Raw genomic sequence first — 17653 nt, 5'->3', positions numbered from 1 at the left:
CCCCCTCGAAGGGGAGCCGGGCCCGCGGCCGTCGGATGCTCAGAGCTACTCGTCCTCCGGGATGGTGATCACCCAGTGGGTGTCCTGGCGGGGGCGCAGGTAGAGGAGCCAGTACAGCGAGGCGGCGACGGTGATGCCGCCGGTCCACAGCAGGGCGGTGAGGTCCAGCTGGGTGAGGACGTAGCCGAGCACCACGATCAGCAGCACCGGCAGCACCGGCCACAGCGGCTGGCGCCAGGCGGGGGCGTTGCGGTGCTGCCCGCGGCGGGAGAACAGGGCGGCGACGGCGACCAGCAGGTAGAGCGCGGCGACCGCGACACCGGTGATGTTGGTCAGCATGGTGTTCGGGACGAAGCAGAGCACCGCGCCGGGGACACCGACGGCGAGGGTGGAGATCCAGGGGGCGCTGAAGCGGTTCAGGGTGCCGAAGGCCCGGTTGACGGGCGCGGGCCAGGCCTGGTCGCGGCCGGAGGCGAAGAGCACCCGGGAGTTCTGGATGACCATGACGATGCCGGCGTTGATGATGGCCAGCGCGATGCAGAGGCTGATGAAGGTGCCGACCGCGGAGTTGCTCCAGCCGACCACCATCGTGGAGATGTCGCCGCCGGTCAGCGTGGCCAGGTCGGGGGCGCCCATGGTGATGGCGACGACCGGGACGATGATGACCACCACGGAGAGTGCGAGCGTCCACAGCACGGTGCGGGCGACGTTGCGGCGCGGGTTCTCCAGCTCCTCGGAGAGGTAGATCGCGGTGCTGAAGCCCTGGGTGACGAAGAGCGCGGTGCCCATCGCGGCCAGGACGGCGGCCATGCCGACCGGGCTGGTCGCGCCGCCCGTGTCCGCGGTCACGCCGTGCAGCAGGCTGCCCATGCCGCGCTCGGTGTGCGCGAAGCCGAGGAAGGACACCACGGCGGCGGCGATGACCTCGAGGACCAGGAAGATGCCGGTGATCCAGGCGTTGGCCCGCAGGTCGAGCAGGCCGGCGACGGTGGCGGCCAGCATCACGCCGGCTCCGGCGACCGCCGGGTCGACGTGCACGATCGGGGCGAGGTAGTCGGCCGTGCCGAGGGCGATGACCGAGGGCACGATCATCACCACGATCAGGGACTGGATGAACACCAGCCACCCGGTGAAACGACCCGCCAGGGTGCCGACCATCGCGTACTCGCCGCCGGCGCTCGGGACCAGGGTGCCGAGCTCGGAGTAGCAGAACGCCACCGCGACACAGAGGATCGCGCCGATCCCGATGGTCAGCGCGGTCGCGGTGCCCAGGCTGTTGAAGAGGCTTGGCACGATCACGAACAGCGAGGAGGCCGGGGTCACGCAGGAGAGCGTGAGCAGGGTCCCGCCCACGACACCGAGCGAACGGCTGAGCTTCTTCGGCGCCCCGTCGAGGCTGTCCGTCGCCGCAGGGGGGGTTGCGGCGACTGGCGGGCGAAGCGTGTCGGTCATGAGCGTTCCGATCGGCTCGGTGAAGTCCTGGGGAGGGAGCGCTATCGCCTCCGCTGGCTGGTGTTGGTCCTGGTCGCTCCCGAGGAGCCATGGAACCGTGCCGTATAGATCGCGTCAACGGCCGAACTGCTTCGGAATCCGCAGGTCAGCGTGGGTTGAGCCGAGGATCCGATGGTTGCAGACGGTGATCGTCAAGCATGTCCCATTTGTTACCTTCGCCACGTTGTATTTGAATCGAAGGTGAACGAAAGATTGCGCCCCATGAATCCATGGTCGTCCGCCGCGTGGGCTTCTGCTGGCCCAGGCGCCCCTCCGAGTGCGGCAGCCGCTCGGCCGGACAACGAGAACCGCAGCAAAGTCATGCAAGAAACTCGATAACGTTTCAGCACCTGGGACGACGGAGGCCGGGTCCGTACCGGACCCGGCCTCGTGCTGTCACTCGGTGTTACGGCGTGGGCAGCCAGCCGACCTGGATGGTCTGGCCCGCGGCCATCCGGCGCGTGACGTACACGCCACGGCCCGGCGGCAGCGCCTGCGGCTTGACCGTGCCGAGCAGCGCGCCCTCGTTCTTGTCACCGGAGAGCAGCAGGCCCTGCCCGCCCAGCTCGCGCATCCGCTGCATCACCGGCTCGAACATCGAGCGGCCGGCACCACCGGCGCTGCGCGCGATGATGATGCGCAGACCGATGTCACGGGCGAACGGCAGGAACTCGGCCAGCGGCGCCATCGGGTTGCCGGACTGGGTGGCGACCAGCTCGTAGTCGTCCACGATCACGAACATGTCCTTGCCGCTGTACCAGCTGCGGTTGCGCAGCTGCTCCGGCGTGACGTCCGGTCCGGGCAGGCGGCGGGCGCAGGCCCCGCGGAGCATCTCCACGATCGAGGACATGGCGGGCGCTGCCGCCGCGTACTCGACCAGGTACTCCGGCGGCACCACGCCCAGCAGCGAACGGCGGAAGTCGCCGATCACGATGCCGGCCTGGTCCGGGGTGTAGCGCTCGGTGATCTGCTTGATCAGCATCCGCAGCACCGCGGACTTGCCCGACTCGCTCTCACCGAAGACCACGAACAGCGGGTCGCTCTCGAAGTTGAGGAAGACCGGTGCGAGCTCGGTCTCGTCCACACCGATGGCGACACCCAGCTCGGGGTGCTCGTAGCCCTTGGGCAGCGTGTGGCCGTCCAGGACGGCGGGCAGCATGCGCACCTGCGGGGCGCGCGGTCCGGTCCAGGCGGCGTTGACCGCCTCGACCAGGCCGGCCACGCCGGCTCCGAGGTCCTCGGTGCTGGACGAGCCGTCCAGGCGGGGCAGACCGGCCAGGAAGTGCAGCTTGGCCGCCGTGATACCGCGTCCCGGCGCGCTCGCCGGGACGTTCTGCGCGACCTTGCGGTCGATCTCGGACTCCATCGAGTCGCCGAGACGCAGCTCGGTGCGGTTCTGCAGCAGGTCCTTGAGGGCCGGGCGGACCTCGGCGTACCGGGCGGCGGTCAGGATGACGTGGACGCCGAAGCCGAGACCGTTCTGGGCGATGTTCGAGATGATCGGCTCGAGCGCCTCGTAGTCCTGCTTGAAGGTCAGCCAGCCGTCGATGATCAGGAACACGTCGCCGAACTGCTCGTCCGGCAGCTGCCCGTTGGCCCGCCGGGTGCGGTAGGTGGCGATGTTGTCGATACCGGCCGTGCGGAACAGCTCCTCACGCCGGTTGAGCACCCCCTGCACCTCGCTGATCAGGCGGCGGACCTTGTCCTGCTCCAGCTTTCCGGCGACCCCGCCGACGTGCGGCAGGCCCGCGATGCTCTGGAAGCCACCGCCACCGAAGTCCAGCAGGTAGAACTGGGTCTCCAGCGGGGTGTGGGTGACCGCGAAGCCGGCCACCATGGTCCGCACCAGGGTGGACTTGCCGGAGCGGGGACCACCGACGATCAGGCCGTGACCGGCCGCACCCGAGTAGTCCTGGTACAGCACGTCGCGGCGCTGGTCGCGCGGCTTGTCGACGATGCCGACCGGCACCACCAGGCGGCCCAGAGCACCGAACTCCGGTGAGGTGAGGCCGCGTTCCGGGGTGACCTGGAGCGGCGGCACCAGCCCGTCGATGCTGGGTGCCTCCTCCAGCGGAGCCAGCCAGACCTGGTGCGCGGGCGGGCCCTGGCCGATCATCCGCTGCACGAAGACGTCGAGCATGGTGTCGAGCAGCGAGTCGTCGACCTCCTCGACCTCCTCCACGACCTCCTCGACCACCGGCTCGATGATCGGCACCTCGGCGGCGGTGAACAGCACCGGCTGCGCGGTGATCACCTGGCCGCCGCTGGTCCGCTGCTGGCCCGGCGGCCGGTAGGGACCCGAGACGTACGCGGCACGGAACCGCTCCATCACGTCGGAGCCGAACTTCAGGTAGCCGACACCGGGGATGGGCGGCAGGTGGTACGCGTCCGGCACGCCGATCGCGGCCCGCGACTCGGCGGCCGAGAAGGTCCGCAGACCCAGGCGGTAGGAGAGGAAGGTGTCCAGACCGCGGAGCTTGCCCTCCTCCAGTCGCTGCGAGGCGAGCAGCATGTGCATGCCCAGCGAACGGCCGATGCGGCCGATCTGGATGAACAGGTCGATGAAGTCCGGCTTGGCGGTGAGCAGTTCGGAGAACTCATCGATGATCATCAGCAGCGAGGGCAGCGGGTCCAGGGCCGCACCGGCGGCGCGGGCCCGCTCGTACTCGTTGATGTTGGCGTAGTTGCCCGCGGCGCGCAGCAGCTCCTGGCGGCGGTTCATCTCGCCCTCGATCGCGTCGCGCATGCGGTCGATCAGGGTGGCTTCGCCCTCGAGGTTGGTGATCACGGCCGCGGTGTGCGGCATCTCCGCCATACCGGCGAAGGTGGCACCACCCTTGAAGTCGGCGAGGACCAGGTTGAGGACCTCCGAGGAGTGGGTCACGGCAAGCGCCAGCACGATGGTGCGGAGCACCTCGGACTTGCCGGAACCGGTGGCGCCGACGCACATGCCGTGCGGGCCCATGCCCTGCAGCGAGGCTTCCTTGATGTCCAGCCAGACGTACTCGCCGTTGGTGCCGACACCGAGCGGGACGCGCAGCTTCTCGGCCATCGGGCGCGGACGCCAGTGCCGGGCCGGGTCGAAGGCACCGGGGTCGCCGGTGCTCATCATCTCGGTGAAGTCCATGCTGACCAGCGACGGGTCGCCGTCGTCACCGCCGGCCGAGACCCGGAACGGCGCCAACTGGCGGGCCAGCGCCTCCGACTGCCAGGCGGACAGCGTGTCGGGAGCGCCCGAGTAGGAGGCCCCGGAGGCGGACTCCAGCAGCAGCTGGTCCTTGGTCAGCGAGATCACCAAGTGTCCGCTGGGCTCGTCCATCTCACCCGGGACGACCTCGATCACGGTGACGCCCTGCACGCCCTCGGCCCCGGCCAGCACCGAGTCCGGTGGCACCGAGGCGCCATCCATGATCACCACGATGTGCGGCTGGTCGGGGGAGGGAACGGCATCCCTGGAGAAGCCCTTGCGGCCCGCCAGTTCGTTCTCCAGCAGGTACTCCAGCTCACCGAGCCCGGTCGCGATCAGGCGGCGGGAACCCGCGCCGTCGCTGTCCTTGCGGTGCTGGGTGTGCGGCAGCCACTTGGCCCACTCCCACTCGTCCACCGCGCCGGGCGCGGCGGCGACGGCGACCATCAGGTCGTCCGGCGAGTGCAGGGTGGTCAACTGGGCGATCATCGCCCGGACGTTGCCGTACACGGTGTCCGGGTCGCCGCAGACGGTGATGTGGTAGAAGGCGCGCAGCGAGACGGCCAACGGCAGGTCCTGCAGGGTGCCGTGCGCGGTGAGGAAGTTCTTCATCGCGGCGGCGGCCAGCGGCTCCAGCTCGTCCAGCGGCGCGGTCTGCGGCGCCACCAGCGGAGTCGACAGCTGCTGCGGCCCCCGGCCGAGCCGGATCTGGGCGAAGTCCGGGTCGCCGGGCCTGCGTTCCCACAGCCGGCGCCCCTCCGCCACGATCGACCACAGCTGGTCGGGCTCGGGGTGCAGGAACAGCTGCGCACCGCGCTGGCGCTCGGCGGTGCGGCGCACCTGGCGGCGCATCTGCTGCAGGTACTTCAGGTAGTCACGGCGCTCGTCGGCAGTGCCCGCACTGCCGCCCTTGCGCGCCTTGATGACCTGCGCCACCGCCATGCCCGCGGTGGAGGCGATCATCAGGACGCCCATCATCTTCATCGGGCCCTGGGCACCGGGAGAGAAGAGGAACGCCGCGGAGCCGCCCATGCCGAGCATCGGCAGCAGGGACATCAGCCAGTCCTCGCCGCCCGACCTGGGCAGCTCCGGCGGAGGTACCAGCTCCACCGGATCGTCCGGCACCGCGGGCGGATACGCCCGCGCCGGACGCTTGACGGTAACCACACTCATGCGACCTCCTCGCTTCGCGCGTCGGCCGCTTCGCGAAACTCGCACCTTCTGACGGTTCGCTCGCTTCGCTCGCTCACTGGCATCAGCCCTCACGCACTGGATACGTACGGGTGAGGGCGCCCCGTGTGATGATGACGCCGCCCCCGCTCCGCCGACCGCAAGCGCTCCAGGGTCGCGCGTATCCGCCCCCGTACGCCTTGCGCAGGGGCCGATCCTACTGGTCTGCCCGGACCGCACGACCACAGGGGCGAAGCCTCGTCGGTCGTAAAGAAAAGGGTGATCCGCCGTCACCCTTCGTCCACAGGTGCACCGGAGCGCCGGTGCGGCCCGGGGCCGGTGGGAGCGCCGGGCCCGCTGGCGGTAGGGTAACGCCGCGCCAATTCTCATCCGGGTCGTGCGAGTTCCGCTCCGGTGGGATCGGGCCGCGCCGACGAACGGCCAGTCAACAAGGGGGAGAGCGCCCGTGAGCGAGCTCTGCGAGCGAACCATCAGAAGCTGCGCGCTGCGCGAAGCGCCCGCCGAGCCCTGCGAGGCGAGCGCATGAGCGCAAACGCTACGACCGGATTCTGCCGGGTCACCGTGGTGGCGCCGGACAGCCGGATCGACGTCGCACTGCCGGAGGACGTGCCGCTCGCGGACGTCTACCCCGAGGTGCTGCGGCTCTCCGGCCAGACCCAGATCGACGGTGCACCGACCGGCTTCCACCTAGTCCGCCGCGACGGCACGGTCCTGGACAGCGGCTTGCCGCTGGCCGCCCAGCAGGTGCGCGACGGCGACCTGCTGAGCCTGCGCCCGTTCGCCGAGTCGCTGCCGCCGGCCGTCTACGACGACGTGGCCGACGCCATCGCCAGCGCGGTCGAGGAGGACCGCCGCTTCTGGAGCCCCGAGCTGATGCGGGCCTTCGGCCTGATCGGTTCGACCGTGCTGCTGGTGATGCTCGGTTTCGCGCTCTGGTTCTCCGACCTGCGCCACGACATGCACAGCCTGCCGGGCATCCTCTCCGGCGTGACCGCGGTCGTCCTGGTCGCCTTCGCCGCGATCCGCGCCCGGGTCTACGACGACCACGACGCCGGGCTCGCGCTCGGCCTGGGCGCGCTGCCGCACACCCTGATCGCCGGCAGCGGCATCATCGCGGTCGCGCACACCGGCGACGGTCCGGGACGCCTGCAGTTCCTGGTCGGCTGTGTGGCCGTCCTGGTGGTCTCGGTGCTGCTGGTCGGCCTGCTGCCGGAGAAGGACTCGGTCTTCGTGGCCTCCTCCTTCCTCGCCGCCGCCGGCACGCTGGCGACCTTCGCGGGCGTCCTGCTCTCCGGCACTCCGGCCACCCACATCGCCGCCGTCACCGGTGTCGCCGCCATCGCGGTGATCGGTGTGCTGCCCGCGCTGTCCGCCCGCTTCGCCCGGCTGCCCGTCGGCTTCAGCGCCCCCGGCCAGGCCCGCACCCGCAGCCGCGACTTCGCCGAGGACGGCAACCGCGCCGAGACGGTCCAGTACGAGCGGATCGCCCACCAGGCGCGCCGCGGCCACGAGGTGCTGGTCGGCCTGGTCGGCGGCTGCGCCGCGGTGCTGGTCGGTTCCTGCACCGTGCTCGGCTTCAGCGACACCATGTACGGCGAGCTGCTGGCGCTGGCGGTCGGCGTCTCGACCATGCTGCGGGCCCGGCTGTTCCGCTACACCGCGCAGGTCTTCAGCCTCACCATCGCCGGCCTGGCCGGCCTCGGTCTGCTGATCGTCGGCCTGTCGCTGCACACGCCGCTGTTCATCGTGAAGGCCGCCAGCTCCACCGCGGTCGACCTGCGCACGGTCTGGCTGGCCGCCTCGATCGCCTTCGGCGCCGCCGTGCTGACGGCCATCGCGCTGGTCGTGCCGCGGCTCGGTGTCTCGCCGTTCTGGGGCCGGATCCTGGACATGGTGGACGGCCTGATGCTGATCTCGCTGGTCCCGCTGGCCCTTGCCGTACTGGACATCTACGGTCTGGTCCGCGGCGCCACCAGCTGACGCCGGGGCCCTGCCACGCGCCCGCCTCCGCCCCGCTGCCGGGGTGGACGGCGGGCGCTGGTACGCTTGGGCCGTCCGAGTTCTGTCAGATCCTGTGCTTCCTACCAGGATCACTCGGACCAGAACCTGAAGGAGATGCCGTGGCTCTCGCCGCCGACGTCAAGAAGCAGATCATCGCCGAGTTCGGCCAGAAGGAGGGCGACACCGGCTCCCCCGAGGTCCAGGTCGCCATGCTCTCCCGCCGTATCTCGGACCTGACCGAGCACCTCAAGTTCCACAAGCACGACCACCACTCGCGTCGTGGCCTGCTGATCCTGGTCGGCCAGCGCCGTCGTCTGCTGCAGTACCTGGCCAAGAAGGACATCGAGCGCTTCCGTGCGCTCGTCGACCGTCTGGGCATCCGTCGCGGTGCCGCCGGCGGCGCCCGCTAAGTCCGCCGTGAGGGGCGGCTCCCCTTCGCGGGGGAGCCGCCCCTCGCTGCATCCCCGCGCAGCGATCCGCAGTGAGCGCCGCGGGAACTCCCCACGAGAGTCCTTTCCACACGCGTGGTAATGGCGGGCTCTGTAGGGTGTGAATTTGTAAGGTGAAGGGCATGCCCGGTCATGGTGTCGCGAAGACGCCGTGAGAACCGGGGCAACGCGACATCACCGAGCGGGCCGCTGGCTTCAAACGGAAGCCGCCCGCGTCCCAAGGAGCGTCCACACGCGACCGCCGACCAGCTGGCCGAGAGGCGCCGGTCCTCGGTAGTGGCCGCCGGGAGTCCCACGAACGGACAGCCCGGAGGCTTCGATCGAAGACCGGCCCAGACTGCCCGGGCCACAGGCAGGCAAAGCGCAGGGGCGCTCCTCGGGAGACGTACGAAAGAGGAGATCTTCCAGGTGGAAGAGAACGTGTTCTACGCCGAGGCCGTCATCGACAACGGCAGCTTCGGCACCCGTACCATCCGCTTCGAGACCGGCCGCCTGGCCCGTCAGGCCGCCGGCTCCGCCGTGGCCTACCTGGACGACGACACCATGGTGCTGTCGGCCACCAGCGCGTCCAAGCAGCCGAAGGAGCACTTCGACTTCTTCCCGCTGACGGTTGACGTCGAGGAGCGGATGTACGCCGCGGGCCGGATCCCCGGCTCGTTCTTCCGTCGTGAGGGCCGGCCCTCCGAGGACGCGATCCTCACCTGCCGCCTGATCGACCGCCCGCTGCGCCCGTCCTTCGTCAAGGGCCTGCGCAACGAGGTCCAGGTCGTCTGCACCGTCATGGCGCTGAACCCGGACCACCTGTACGACGTGGTGGCCATCAACGCCGCCTCCGCCTCCACCCAGCTGGCCGGTCTGCCGTTCTCCGGCCCGATCGGTGGCGTCCGCGTCGCCCTGATCAACGGTCAGTGGGTGGCCTTCCCGACCCACAGCGAGCTGGAGTCGGCCGTCTTCGACATGGTCGTCGCCGGTCGCGCCCTGCCGGACGGCGACGTCGCGATCATGATGGTCGAGGCCGAGGCCACCGACAAGACCATCAAGCTGGTCGCCGACGGCGCCGAGGCCCCGACCGAGGAGGTCGTCGCCGCCGGCCTCGAGGCCGCCAAGCCGTTCATCAAGGTGCTGTGCGCCGCGCAGGCCCAGCTGGCCGCCCAGGCGGCCAAGCCGACCGGCGAGTTCCCGGTCTTCCTGGACTACCAGGACGACGTGCTGGCCGCCCTGACCACCGCGGTCAAGGACGAGCTCGCCCAGGCGCTCACCATCGCCGGCAAGCAGGAGCGCCAGAACGAGCTGGACCGCATCAAGGCGATCGCCGCCGACAAGCTGCTCCCGGAGTTCGAGGGCCGCGAGAAGGAGATCGGCGCCGCCTACAACGCGCTGACCAAGAAGATCGTCCGCGAGCGCGTCATCAAGGACAAGGTCCGCATCGACGGCCGCGGTGTCACCGACATCCGCACCCTGGCCGCCGAGGTCGAGGCCATCCCGCGCGTCCACGGCTCGGCGCTGTTCGAGCGTGGCGAGACCCAGATCCTGGGTGTCACCACCCTGAACATGCTCCGCATGGAGCAGCAGCTCGACACGCTCTCCCCGGAGACGCGCCGTCGCTACATGCACAACTACAACTTCCCGCCGTACTCCGTCGGTGAGACCGGCCGCGTGGGTGCGCCCAAGCGCCGCGAGATCGGCCACGGCGCCCTGGCCGAGCGTGCGCTGCTGCCGGTGCTGCCGACCCGCGAGGAGTTCCCGTACGCCATCCGCCAGGTCTCCGAGGCGCTCGGCTCCAACGGCTCCACCTCGATGGGCTCGGTCTGTGCCTCGACCATGTCGCTGCTGAACGCCGGTGTGCCGCTGAAGGCCGCCGTCGCCGGTATCGCCATGGGCCTGATCTCGCAGGAGATCGACGGTGAGACGCACTACGTCACCCTGACCGACATCCTGGGTGCCGAGGACGCGTACGGCGACATGGACTTCAAGGTCGCCGGTACCCGCAACTTCATCACCGCCCTCCAGCTGGACACCAAGCTGAACGGCATCCCGGCGTCGGTGCTCGCCGCCGCGCTGAAGCAGGCCAAGGACGCCCGCCTGCACATCCTCGACGTGATGAACGAGGCCATCGACGCGCCCGACGAGATGTCGCCGAACGCGCCGCGCATCATCACCATCAAGATCCCGGTGGACAAGATCGGTGAGGTCATCGGCCCCAAGGGCAAGATGATCAACCAGATCCAGGAGGACACCGGCGCCGAGATCACGATCGAGGACGACGGCACCATCTACATCGGTGCCGCCGACGGCCCGGCCGCCGAGGCCGCCCGCACCACGATCAACCAGATCGCCAACCCGACCATGCCGGAGGTCGGCGAGCGCTACCTGGGCACCGTGGTGAAGACCACGACCTTCGGTGCGTTCGTCTCGCTGATGCCGGGCAAGGACGGTCTGCTGCACATCTCGCAGATCCGCAAGCTCGCCGGTGGCAAGCGCGTGGAGAACGTCGAGGACGTGCTCGCGGTCGGCACCAAGGTGCAGGTCGAGATCGCCGAGATCGACCCGCGCGGCAAGCTCTCGCTGATCCCGGTCATCGAGGGCGAGGAGGGCGGCGAGGCCGCCACCGCGTCCGAGTGACGGCCGGCAGCTAGCTGACTCCCGCGGCCCGCACGCCTCGCTGAGCGTGCGGGCCGCACCCTGTTGTTCCCACGTACGGAGGTACCCCCGTTGGCTCAGGCCTCGGCGGCAACGCAGCGACCCGGCACCACCCGCACCCTGCTCAAGGGCGCCGACGGCGCCGGCACGGTGCGCCGCACTGTCCTTCCCGGCGGCCTGCGGGTCGTCACCGAGACCCTGCCGACGGTCCGCTCGGCGACCTTCGGCATCTGGGTCGGAGTCGGCTCCCGGGACGAGACCCCGGTCCTCAACGGGGCCACCCACTACCTGGAGCACCTGCTCTTCAAGGGCACCGCCCGGCGCAGCGCGCTGGACATCTCGGCCGCCCTGGACGCGGTCGGCGGCGAGATGAACGCCTTCACCGCGAAGGAGAACACCTGCTACTACGCGCGGGTGCTCGACACCGACCTGCCGCTGGCCATCGACGTGGTCTGCGACATGGTCACCGGCTCGCTGATCCGCGAGGAGGACGTGGAGGCCGAACGCGGCGTCATCCTCGAGGAGATGGCGATGGCGGAGGACGACCCCGGTGACGTGGTCCACGATCTGTTCGCCAAGGTGATCTACGGCTCCTCGCCGCTCGGCCGGCCGATCCTGGGCACCCAGGAGACCGTGACCAACCTCAGCCGCGACCAGATCGCCGGGTTCTTCCGCCGCCGCTACAAGCCCGAGCAACTGGTCGTCGCGGCGGCCGGCAACCTCGACCACAAGAAGGTGGTCCGACTCGTCGAACGCGCCTTCGCCCCGGTCCTGGCCAACGCCACCGGCCACCCGGCCGAGCTGCCCAGGTCCGTCAAGGCGCTGCGCACCGCCGGCAAGGTCGAGGTGCTCAACCGTCCGACCGAGCAGGCCCACCTGGTCCTCGGCCTGCCCGGCATACCTCGCCACGACGAGCGCCGCTGGGCCCTGGGCGTGCTCAACGCGGCCCTCGGCGGCGGGATGAGCTCCCGCCTGTTCCAGGAGGTCAGGGAGAAGCGCGGTCTCGCGTACTCGGTCTACTCGTACTCCACCTCGTACGCGGACAGCGGCCTCTTCGGGATCTATGCCGGGTGCCAGCCCAAGCGGGTCGAGGAGGTGCTGAAGATCTGCCGCGCCGAACTGGCCAAGGTGGTGGAGGACGGCATCACCGCCGAGGAGCTGCACCGGGCGATCGGGCAGATCTCCGGCTCCACCGTGCTCGGCATGGAGGACACCGGCTCGCTGATGAACCGGATCGGCAAGGCCGAGCTCTGCTACGGGCACCACCTGTCCGTGGACGAGATGCTGGCGAAGATCGCGGCGGTCACCCTGGATGACGTCCGGGCGGTGGCCCGTGATGTGCTGGGGGCCTACCGGCCCTCGCTCGCGCTGATCGGTCCGATCAACGACAGGCGGGCGGCCGCACTCGCCGACCTGCTGCACTGAGAGGGTTACTGAGATGACGCTGCGCGTTGCCGTGATCGGGGCCGGGGGACGGATCGGTTCGGAGGCGGTCAAGGCGGTCGAGGCCGCCCCCGACCTGGAGCTGGTGGCCGCCCTGGGCCGCGGCTCCGAACTGGAGGAGCTGACCCGGGCCGGTGTCCAGGTCGCGGTCGAACTGACCCACCCCGACTCGGTGATGGGCAACCTCGACTACTGCCTGCGCAACGGGATCCACGTGGTCACCGGCACCACCGGCTGGACCGACGAGCGGCTGGCCACCGTGCGCGGCCTACTGGCCGAGACCCCGGGGACCGGGCTGCTGATCGCGCCGAACTTCTCCATCGGCGCCGTCCTCGGCATGCAGTTCGCGCAGGCGGCGGCGAAGTACTTCGAGTCGGTCGAGATCGTGGAGCTGCACCACGACCGCAAGGCGGACGCCCCTTCGGGCACCGCCACCCGCACCGCGCAGCTGATCGCCGCCGCCCGCACCAGGGCAGGCCGGGACCCGCAGCAGGACCCGACCACCCATGCCCTGGAGGGCGCGCGCGGCGCCGACGTGGACGGCGTGCCGGTGCACGCGGTGCGCCTGCGCGGCCTGCTGGCCCACCAGGAGGTGCTGTTCGGCGACAACGGCGAGACCCTGACGATCCGCCACGACTCGCTGCACCACAGCTGCTTCATGCCGGGCATCCTGCTCGGTGTGCGCAAGGTGGTGGACCACCCGGGCCTCACCTTCGGCCTCGAACACTTCCTGGACCTGTGAGCCCCGAATGACCTCGCGCACCGGTTTCTTCCTGCTCTCCGGCGTCCTGCTGCTGGTCGCCGTCATCTGCGTCGGCGAGGGCGTCCAGCTGATCGCCACCGGCAAGGTGCTGGGCATCGGCATCGGCCTCTGCGCCTTCGTCATCCCGGCGATCGGGGTCTGGTTCCTGCGCCAGACCATCCGCTTCGGCCGGGCCAGCGAGCGGCTCGCCCGCGAGCTGGAGGCCGAGGGCGGGCTGCCGGTGGACGAGCTCAAGCGCACCTCGGGGGGCCGGATCGACCGGGCCTCGGCCGACGCGGTCTTCGCCAGGCGCAAGACCGAGGCCGAGGCCGCGCCGGGCGACTGGCGGGCCTTCTTCCGGCTCGCCGTCGCCTATGCGGACGCGGGCGACGTGCCGCGCGCCCGCAAGGCGATGCAGCACGCCATCAAGCTGCGTGCGGCTCTCGACTCGGTGGCGGCGGGCTAGGCTGTCGCCGTCACAAACGGCTCATCTCAGGAGGATCTTCGCGTGAGCGACGGACTGGATCTGACCCCGCAGTTCCGCAGCGACGTCAGTGTCGAGCTGGTGCGCAGTGCTGCGGCCGACTCCGACGTGATCTGGGCGGCGCGCGTCTCCACTGCGGGTGAGCAGTCCCTGGAGGCGCTCCAGCAGGACCCGGAGAAGTCCAAGGGTCTGATCAACTTCCTGATGCGGGACCGTCACGGCACCCCCTTCGAGCACAACTCGATGACCTTCTTCATCAGCGCGCCGATCTTCGTCTTCCGCGAGTTCCACCGGCACCGCAGCGGCTGGTCCTACAACGAGGAGTCCGGCCGCTACCGCGAGCTGGAGCCGGTCTTCTACGTCCCCGGCGAGGACCGCAAGCTGATCCAGCAGGGCCGCCCCGGCAAGTACGAGTTCGTCGAGGGCACCTCGGAGCAGCACAAGGTCGCGACCGAGGCCATGGAGTCCTCGTACCGCGCGTCCTACCAGGCGTACCAGGAGATGCTCAACGCCGGTGTCGCCCGTGAGGTGGCCCGCGCGGTGCTGCCGGTCGGCCTGTTCTCCTCGATGTACGCCACCTGCAACTCCCGGTCGCTGATGCACTTCCTCTCGCTGCGGACGAAGAAGGAGAACTCGGCGGTCCCGTCCTTCCCGCAGCGCGAGATCGAGATGGTCGCCGAGCAGATGGAGGCGGCCTGGGCGGAACTCATGCCGCTCACCCATGCGGCGTTCGAGAAGCACGGTCGTGTTGCGCCCTGACCTGGGCGGATAGGCATATGGGCGGGTCGCCTGGCATGTCTGGATTGCGGCTTGTCAAGGCGCTACCTAGGCTCAAAACCACGGATTCCGGTGCTGCTTGAACCCCCGAGCAAGCAGCACCGGAATCCCATGTCAGGGCCCGCTGCCCGCCCGTTGAAACCCCTGCGGAACAGCACACCTGTCCGAACCCTGGACCGGCCTGGTAGTCGCCCGGCCGCCTACGAGTAGTTTTGGACGCATGGCTCCGACCTTCACCCCTCAGACTCCCTTCGGCCGGGTCCTGACCGCGATGGTGACCCCGTTCACCGCAGACGGCGGTCTCGACCTCGACGGCGCACAGCGCCTGGCCGCGCACCTCGTGGACTCCGGCAACGACGGCCTGGTGCTCAACGGCACCACCGGCGAGTCCCCGACCACCTCCGACGCGGAGAAGGCCCAGCTGGTCCGCGCCGTGGTGGAGGCGGTAGGGGACCGGGCCCACATCGTCGCGGGCGTCGGCACCAATGACACCCACCACAGCGTCGAGCTCGCCCGCCAGGCCGCGGCGGCCGGCGCCCACGGCCTGCTGGTCGTCACGCCGTACTACAGCAAGCCCCCGCAGGAGGGCCTCTACCGGCACAGCGTCACGATCGCGGACGCCACCGAGCTGCCGGTGATGCTGTACGACATCCCCGGCCGCGCCGGAGTCGCGCTCAGCACCGAGACGCTGGTCCGGCTCGGCGAGCACCCGCGGATCGTCGCCAACAAGGACGCCAAGGGCGACCTCGCAGCTGCCAGCTGGGCGATCGCCCGCAGCGGCCTGGCCTGGTACTCCGGCGACGACATCCTCAACCTGCCGCTGCTGTCGGTGGGTGCGGCCGGCGTGGTCAGCGTGGTCGGCCACGTGGTCGCCGCGGAACTGCGCACCATGATCGACGCCTACCTGGCCGGCGAGGTCGGCAAGGCCACCGCGATCCACCAGAGCCTGCTGCCGGTATTCACTGGCATGTTCCGCACCCAAGGCGTCATCCTCAGCAAGGCGGCACTGGAACTCCAGGGCCATCCGGCCGGACCGCTGCGCCTGCCGCTGATCTCCGCCACGCCGGAGGAGATTGCCCGACTGAGGCTGGATCTCGCCGCCGGCGGGGTACACCTGTAGCAGACACAGACGTGCGCGCCCCGGCTCGCCGGGCCCTCCGCGGGCCCGCCGCTGGACCGGATCGAAGGCGCGAGAGCACCAGGACCTGAAATATAGGAAACCATCGAAGCACGCACGCCATATGTCTTCCGGGGGAGAACCCCAGGCATATGGCGTGCGCCGTGAGGAGAGTCTTTTGAGCCACCCGCATCCCGAACTCGGCGCGCCACCTGCCCTGAAGGAGGGCGCCCTTCGCATCACCCCGCTCGGCGGCCTCGGCGAGATCGGCCGCAACATGACGGTCCTCGAGTACGGGGACCGCATGCTGATCATCGACTGCGGCGTCCTCTTCCCCGAGGACGAGCAGCCCGGCGTCGACCTGATCCTGCCGGACTTCAGCTACATCCGGGACCGCCTGGACAAGGTCGACGGCATCGTCCTGACCCACGGGCACGAGGACCACATCGGTGCCGTCCCGTACCTGCTCCGGGAGAACCCGGACATCCCGCTGATCGGTTCGAAGCTCACCCTCGCCCTGATCGAGGCCAAGCTCGCCGAGCACCGGATCCGCCCGTACGTGCTGGAGGTGATGGAGGGGCAGCGCGAGCGGATCGGCCCCTTCGACTGCGAGTTCATCGCCGTCAACCACTCCATCCCGGACGCTCTGGCGGTAGCCGTGCGGACGCCCGCCGGCATGGTCGTCGCCACCGGTGACTTCAAGATGGACCAGCTGCCGCTCGACGGCCGCCTCACCGACCTGCCGACCTTCGCCAAGCTGGCCGAGGAGGGCATGGACCTGCTGCTGGTGGACTCCACCAACGCCGAGGTCCCCGGCTTCATCCCGCACGAGCGCGACATCTCGGCAGCCCTGCGGAACGTCTTCGCGAACGCCGACCGCCGCATCATCGTGGCCTCCTTCGCGAGCCACGTGCACCGCATCCAGCAGGTGCTGGACGCGGCCCACGAGTACAAGCGCAAGGTCGCCTTCGTGGGGCGCTCGATGGTCCGCAACATGGGCATCGCGCGTGACCTGGGCTACCTGAAGGTCCCGGGCAACCTGATCGTCGACGTGAAGACCCTGGACGACCTCCCGGAGAAGGAGGTGGTGCTCATCTGCACCGGCTCCCAGGGCGAGCCGATGGCGGCGCTCTCCCGGATGGCCAACCGCGAGCACCAGATCCGCATCGTCGAGGGCGACACCGTGGTGCTCGCCTCCTCGCTGATCCCGGGCAACGAGAACGCCGTCTACCGGGTCATCAACGGTCTGACGCGCTGGGGCGCCAAGGTCGTGCACAAGGGCAACGCCAAGGTGCACGTCTCCGGCCACGCCTCCGCCGGTGAGCTGCTCTACTTCTTCAACATCTGCAAGCCGCGCAACCTGATGCCGGTCCACGGCGAATGGCGCCACCTGCGGGCGGCGGCCGACCTGGGCATCGCGACCGGTGTGCCGCGCAACCGCACGGTCATCGCCGAGGACGGCGTCTGCGTGGACCTGGAGGGCGGGGTCGCCCGCATCGTCGGCAAGGTCCAGGCCGGTTACGTCTACGTCGACGGTTCGTCGGTCGGCGACATCACCGAGGCCTCGCTCAAGGACCGTCGCATCCTCGGCGAGGAAGGCTTCATCTCGGTCTTCGTGGTCGTCGACTCCAGCAGCGGCAAGATCGTGAGCGGTCCGACCATCCAGGCCCGCGGCTCCGGCATCGACGACGGTGCGTTCGCCCCCGTCGTGGCCAAGCTGGAGGAGGCGCTGACGAAGTCGGCCAACGACGGCGTGCTGGAGGTGCGGCAGGTCCAGCAGCTGGTCCGGCGCACCATCGGCAAGTGGGTGGCGGACAACTACCGCCGCCGGCCGATGATCCTGCCGGTCGTGGTCGAGGTCTGATCGGCTGTCACGGTTTGACGTGGGGCAACCCGGCGCGTAATGTTCTCCGGGTTGCCCCACGAGCCGTCGGAAGTTCTCGAATGAAATTCGAGAGCGGGAAACGGGTCGGAGAACTCTGCTAGAGTTCGGGAGCGCCGAAAGGCGAAAGTAAATCCGATGAAATTCGGTCCGGAAACGGAGCGGAAAACATCTGATAAGCTGGAAACACGAAAGAACGAAGCGCCCGGAGGGCCCGCTGGAAGGCGGCCTGAAGGAAGCGTCCGTTCC

At 69.8% G+C, this 17653-nt stretch carries 11 protein-coding genes; 9 read left to right on the top strand and 2 right to left on the bottom strand.

Features of this window, described 5'->3' with window-relative positions; all coding sequences use genetic code 11:
* Nucleotides 1-45 precede the first annotated feature (45 nt).
* Together ACFC1R_RS36725 and eccCa are read right to left on the bottom strand one after the other, a co-directional pair.
* Entirely contained in the window at nucleotides 46-1452 is a 1407-nt protein-coding gene (locus tag ACFC1R_RS36725; protein ID WP_375946069.1) for an APC family permease, read from the bottom strand.
* 445 nt (nucleotides 1453-1897) lie between these two features.
* Nucleotides 1898-5851: a type VII secretion protein EccCa gene (gene eccCa, locus ACFC1R_RS36720; protein WP_375946068.1), complete on the bottom strand. Its 3954-nt coding sequence runs from the start codon at nucleotides 5849-5851 to the stop codon at nucleotides 1898-1900.
* A 540-nt stretch (nucleotides 5852-6391) separates the two neighbouring features.
* On the opposite strand from eccCa, the gene eccD reads away from it, so the two are divergent.
* The 9 genes from eccD (at nucleotide 6392) to ACFC1R_RS36675 (ending at nucleotide 17386) form a co-directional block, all read left to right on the top strand.
* Nucleotides 6392-7849: a type VII secretion integral membrane protein EccD gene (gene eccD, locus ACFC1R_RS36715; RefSeq protein ID WP_375946067.1), complete on the top strand. Its 1458-nt coding sequence runs from the start codon at nucleotides 6392-6394 to the stop codon at nucleotides 7847-7849.
* 140 nt (nucleotides 7850-7989) lie between these two features.
* The gene (gene rpsO / locus ACFC1R_RS36710) at nucleotides 7990-8280 is read left to right on the top strand and encodes a 30S ribosomal protein S15 (protein WP_033222116.1); all 291 of its coding nucleotides are present in this window, start codon (nucleotides 7990-7992) and stop codon (nucleotides 8278-8280) included.
* A 447-nt stretch (nucleotides 8281-8727) separates the two neighbouring features.
* Nucleotides 8728-10941, top strand: a complete 2214-nt coding sequence (locus tag ACFC1R_RS36705) for a polyribonucleotide nucleotidyltransferase (RefSeq protein ID WP_375946066.1) — start codon at nucleotides 8728-8730, stop codon at nucleotides 10939-10941.
* A gap of 90 nt (nucleotides 10942-11031) precedes the next feature.
* Nucleotides 11032-12384 carry a M16 family metallopeptidase gene (locus ACFC1R_RS36700; RefSeq protein WP_375946065.1) on the top strand — a complete coding sequence of 451 codons (1353 nt, stop codon included), beginning with the start codon at nucleotides 11032-11034 and terminating at the stop codon, nucleotides 12382-12384.
* A gap of 13 nt (nucleotides 12385-12397) precedes the next feature.
* The gene (gene dapB, locus ACFC1R_RS36695; RefSeq protein WP_375946064.1) at nucleotides 12398-13144 is read left to right on the top strand and encodes a 4-hydroxy-tetrahydrodipicolinate reductase; all 747 of its coding nucleotides are present in this window, start codon (nucleotides 12398-12400) and stop codon (nucleotides 13142-13144) included.
* Between the two features lie 7 nt (nucleotides 13145-13151).
* Entirely contained in the window at nucleotides 13152-13610 is a 459-nt protein-coding gene (locus ACFC1R_RS36690; protein WP_375946063.1) for a tetratricopeptide repeat protein, read from the top strand.
* A gap of 42 nt (nucleotides 13611-13652) precedes the next feature.
* Nucleotides 13653-14387 carry an FAD-dependent thymidylate synthase gene (gene thyX, locus ACFC1R_RS36685; RefSeq protein ID WP_375946062.1) on the top strand — a complete coding sequence of 245 codons (735 nt, stop codon included), beginning with the start codon at nucleotides 13653-13655 and terminating at the stop codon, nucleotides 14385-14387.
* 238 nt (nucleotides 14388-14625) lie between these two features.
* Entirely contained in the window at nucleotides 14626-15525 is a 900-nt protein-coding gene (gene dapA / locus ACFC1R_RS36680) for a 4-hydroxy-tetrahydrodipicolinate synthase (RefSeq protein ID WP_375946061.1), read from the top strand.
* 175 nt (nucleotides 15526-15700) lie between these two features.
* On the top strand, nucleotides 15701-17386 hold the full coding sequence (locus ACFC1R_RS36675; RefSeq protein WP_375946060.1) for a ribonuclease J: 1686 nt from the start codon (nucleotides 15701-15703) through the stop codon (nucleotides 17384-17386).
* Nucleotides 17387-17653 lie beyond the last annotated feature (267 nt).

It is taken from the genome of Kitasatospora sp. NPDC056138 (assembly GCF_042264695.1).
GTDB lineage: Bacteria > Actinomycetota > Actinomycetes > Streptomycetales > Streptomycetaceae > Kitasatospora.
This window is presented reverse-complemented; position numbering and strand designations above follow the sequence as displayed.